The organism is Eubacterium sp. MSJ-13, assembly GCF_018918235.1.
GTDB lineage: Bacteria > Bacillota > Clostridia > Lachnospirales > Lachnospiraceae > Butyribacter.
Genome location: NZ_JAHLQE010000056.1, coordinates 1 through 4,525, shown reverse-complemented (window position 1 = coordinate 4,525; position 4,525 = coordinate 1). Strand labels below are relative to the sequence as shown.

The 4,525-nt window shown below is 36.2% G+C and carries 3 protein-coding genes; all 3 read left to right on the top strand.

What is annotated here, in order from left to right:
- Positions 1–350: 350 nt before the first annotated feature.
- Genes KQI69_RS03515 through KQI69_RS03505 form a run of 3 tightly spaced genes read left to right on the top strand, consistent with a single transcriptional unit; the run spans position 351 to position 4,421 of the window.
- Positions 351–1,241, top strand: coding sequence for a YitT family protein (locus KQI69_RS03515; RefSeq protein WP_253288984.1), 891 nt, complete (start codon positions 351–353; stop codon positions 1,239–1,241).
- A 43-nt stretch (positions 1,242–1,284) separates the two neighbouring features.
- Positions 1,285–2,199, top strand: coding sequence for a cation transporter (locus tag KQI69_RS03510; protein ID WP_371818722.1), 915 nt, complete (start codon positions 1,285–1,287; stop codon positions 2,197–2,199).
- A 23-nt stretch (positions 2,200–2,222) separates the two neighbouring features.
- Entirely contained in the window at positions 2,223–4,421 is a 2,199-nt protein-coding gene (locus KQI69_RS03505) for an ATP-binding protein (protein WP_216563903.1), read from the top strand.
- Positions 4,422–4,525 lie beyond the last annotated feature (104 nt).

The window sequence follows — 4,525 nt, the reverse complement described above, 5'->3', positions numbered from 1 at the left end:
GGCAGAGCACCTGACTCTTAATCAGGGTGTCCAGGGTTCGAACCCCTGGAGGCGCATTGAAAGTCCTCGTTTGGCAGTTAAGTCTGTTGGGTAGGGACTTTTTTTTATGCCTTGTAGAGTCATTGGTACGGTGTACTAGATTTCTGAGAGATATGATTTTTGCATTTAAAAATGCTTAGGAAAAAAGTTTTCGGGATTAAGAGATTAAAAAGTGCCGATAATAAAAGTATAAGGGATAGGATAGATTATGTCAGTTACATTTACAAAAATCAGAAGAAATTGAATTATTGAATTATTTTATTATTTTATTATTTTGTTATTTTGTTATGTACTGACGGAAGGAGTGTACTATGGGTATTGTTATAACTCACAAACAGATGGAATTTTGGAAAAGAAATATTACTGCGGTTTTTGGAATGTTGGTATTTTCGATAGGCATAAACCTGTTCGTTGTGCCTGCTGATTTGTATAATGGCGGCGTGCTTGGTGTCAGTCAGATCATAAGAACTATTTTGGTGAGATATCTGCATCTTTTTTCGGGCAGTACGGATATTGCTGGTATTATCAATATGATTCTTAATGTGCCGCTTTTTATTCTGGCGTATTTTTCAATAAGTAAAAATTTCTTTGCGAGAACATTGGTATGTGTTGCCAGTCAGACATTTTTCCTAAGTGTAGTTCCGATACCTGCAAAGCCGATTGTTGCAGATGCTCTTTCTGCAAGTATGATAGGCGGTATTTTTGGCGGTGCCGGAATAGGTATAGCTCTGAGGGCAGGTGGTTCAAGCGGCGGAATGGATATTGTCGGAATGTTCTTTACAAAGAAGTTTAAGGGATTTTCGGTCGGAAAGATATCACTTATGCTAAATGCAGTGGTTTACGGAGTATGTGCGGTTTTGTTTGGTGTTCAGACTGCTATTTATTGTATAATATATTCGGCTGTAAGTATGATTGTCACAGACCGTACACATACACAGAATATAAATGCCGAGGTTATTATCTTTACTAAAAAAGAGCCTGTAGAGATTATGAATTATATTGTAAATCAGTTTAAACGAGATGCGACATGGTGGGAAGCAAAGGGAGGATATACAGAGGAAAAAACATATATGACTATAGTTGTCTTGTCTAAGTATGAGTGTGTGCAGCTTAGAAGGGAATTAAAGCAGATTGATGAACATGCTTTTGTTGTTGAAAAAGATGGTCTTAATATTATGGGACGGTTTGAAAAACATCTGTAATCTTTGAATTATAAAATAGAGGAAAAATGAGGGAGGCTCCGGCGTGGGAGAGAAGGAAAAAAATAAAAATAAGATGAGATATGAAAAGATAATAATGAATATCTCTCTAATAGGAAGTATTTTGTTTATGTTGTCAGAGGGAATCATGGCATATTATACAAAATCACATTCACTTTTGATGGATTGCATTTTTGATATTACGGATCTGATAATGATAGGTCCGTTCATGGTGCTTGTGCCACTTTTATATAAGCCTGTGACTGAAAAGAGACCATATGGCTTTTCGCAGGTGGAATCACTTTTTGTTGTTATCAAATACAGTGTACTGCTTGTTATAACCATTCAGCTTGTGTGGGACAATATGTACACGATATTTCATGGTGGCCGCCATGTAGATGGCGGCAGTATTGCTGTTTTTGAGATGGCAGTTTGTCTTGGTTGTCTTATAATCTATCTGTTGATGAATTATTTCAGCAAAAAATACGCATCTCTTACGATTCAGGCGGAAATATACATATGGAAACTTGATGTTATCTCAAGTTTTGGCGTGGCTGCTGCATTTTTTATTCAGATAATTGTAAAAAAAACAGAGTTTGCATGGATAACATATTATATTGATCCGGTGGTGGCTATTGTTATGGCTTGTTTTTTGCTTATAGAACCCGTTAAAATGATTTTTTCAAATCTCAAAAATCTAGTGCTTTTTGCCCCTGAACAGGATATAATGGACAATATAAGAATGGCTGCGGAAAAACATATGGATAAGGTATATTGTGATATCGAGTTTCTTGATGTTATCCAGACCGGCAGGAAAACATGGGTTGAGATATATTTTAGAAGTCATAATGATATTATAAATACAAAAATACTGTTGCAGCTTCGTAATGAGATCAGGGATGAACTTAGAAAGGAGTTTGATCAGGTGTATGTCGAACTTATTCCCAGCCTGCCTGATTAAATTTACATAGAGGAGTGAAAGAGATGGGAAGAATATTATCTTACATAATGTTTGGTTTTTTTGTCTGTACGGCGATAATGTCTGTAAGTGTTCTGCATAGTAAGGAAAAGTTAAATATCAATAATATTCTGTTTGCTCTTGTCTGTATAGGAAGTTCTATCTGGAGTTTCTGCTTTGGTTTTATCTGGATTCAGGAAAGTCCCACTGTCGCATATTACTGGCGTTGTGCCGGCATGGTCGGCACATTTATGTACATGATATGTGCGATTCTTGTTATAGCCAGATGGTGTGGCCGTGATATGTGGTGGGTAAAGATAATAGAACTTTTTCCTTTTTCTGCGGTAATATTATACCCTTTTCTTATGCAGAAAAAAAATACTGTATATCATATGTCATCTCCGATAGGTATGACTTATCTGTTTACTCCAAGTATATGGAATACTCTGTATGATATATATTGTGTCGGATGTGCAGCAGGGTTGTTTATATTAAGCGGTTTTCTTGTTAAAAATGGAGAAAGAAAGTGGGAGAGGGTTACTGGCATAAGGCTTATTTTCTGTGAATGTGTTATTGTAGCTGGTATGCTGCTTGATACTATAATGCCTATGTTTGGATTTAGTGCGTTTCCAGGAAGCACATTATCGCAGTTTTTAGGGGTGCTTCTTGTTTACAGGGTGTATCTTTTTGTCAATAAAAATCAGGTTAAATTGGAAAATGTGTCGGAGTTTGTCTATTATTCGGTTAAACTGCCAATGCTTATATATGATTATAATAAACATTTAAAGATAGCAAATAAGAGTGCTGTTGATTTTTTAAAACTTTCCGCCTATGACTATCAGGATGTTATGTTGTCAAAATTGTTTGAGGTAGATGAGGAAAAGATTAGTTATGGAGGAAACTCAAAGAAAGTGGATGCAAGGTGCAGGGCTAACAATGCACATTGCAGGCTTGATATAAACAGGATAGGTGATGACTTCGGAGAGATAATGGGATATATCGTGATCATTGATGATCTGACTGATAAGATAAGAACCATTGAGGAACTTGAGGCGGCGAGAAGAAGTGCGGATGATGCTAATAAGGCGAAATCAGCTTTTCTTGCACAGATGAGCCATGAGATAAGAACGCCGCTTAATACGGTGCTTGGCATGAATGAGATGATATCAAGGGAAACTGAATCTGACCAGATAGCGAATTATTCTTTTTATATTAAAAGTGCGGGTGAAACGCTTCTTGGTATCATAAATGATATTCTTGATCTGTCAAAACTTGAAGCGGGTAAGACAAATATAATTACGGAGGATTATAATCTTAAATTTATCGTAAATGATATTATCAATCTCATTTCTCTTAAAATTAAAGAAAAAGGGCTGAGATTTAAGCTTAAAATGTCAAAGGATATACCGATGTTCCTGCATGGAGATGCACTTCGCATAAAACAGATTATTATAAATATAATGAATAATGCTGTTAAATACACGCAGCAAGGTTCGATTACACTTGGCATAGATTGGGAAAAGATAGATAAGGAAAACATACAGCTTATTTTTTCAATCAGGGATACGGGGCGTGGAATTAAAAAGGAGGATATCGACAGGATATTTTCACCGTTTGAGAGAGCAGAAGAGCAGAAAAATCATCTTATAGAGGGAAATGGTCTTGGTCTTTCAATTACTAAAAAGCTGGTAAGCCTTATGAATGGTAAAGTCAATGTGAACAGTGTTTTTGGAGAGGGTTCTGTTTTTGAAGTGCAGATACCACAGAAAATAGTCCATGATAAAAATGGTGATAATACGGTTTCTTTAAATATGAAAGAAAAGGGAAAAGCATATCATATTAAAGCACCCGAAGCACATGTTCTTGTTGTTGACGATGTTGAGACAAATAGAATTGTGGTAAAAGAACTACTTCGCATTACACATATCAATGTGGAACTTGCCGAGAGCGGAGAGCGATGTCTTGAGCTTATGAGTAAAAAAAGATATGATATTGTATTTCTTGACCATATGATGCCTGAAATGGATGGAATAGAAACATTGAGACATATCAAGGCAATGAAAAATTCTCTGAATGAGGATACACCTGTCATCGTCATGACTGCAAATGCAGTAACAGGGGCAAAGAGAGCGTATCTTTCAGAGGGGTTTGACGATTATATCTCAAAGCCTATAGGATATATAGAGTTGGAAAATATAATAAAGAAATACATTGATGTAAAGTAAAGACGAAAAAAGGATATTGCAGAAGCAATATCCTTTTTAAATAAAAAATGCGCCTCCAGGGGTTCGAACCCTGGACACCCTGATTAAGAGTCAGGTGCTCTGCC

Coding starts and splice junctions, on each gene's coding strand:
- KQI69_RS03515 (WP_253288984.1), top strand. CDS start 351: ATGGGTATTGTTATAACTCACAAACAGATGGAATTTTGGAAAAGAAAT.
- KQI69_RS03505 (WP_216563903.1), top strand. CDS start 2,223: ATGGGAAGAATATTATCTTACATAATGTTTGGTTTTTTTGTCTGTACG.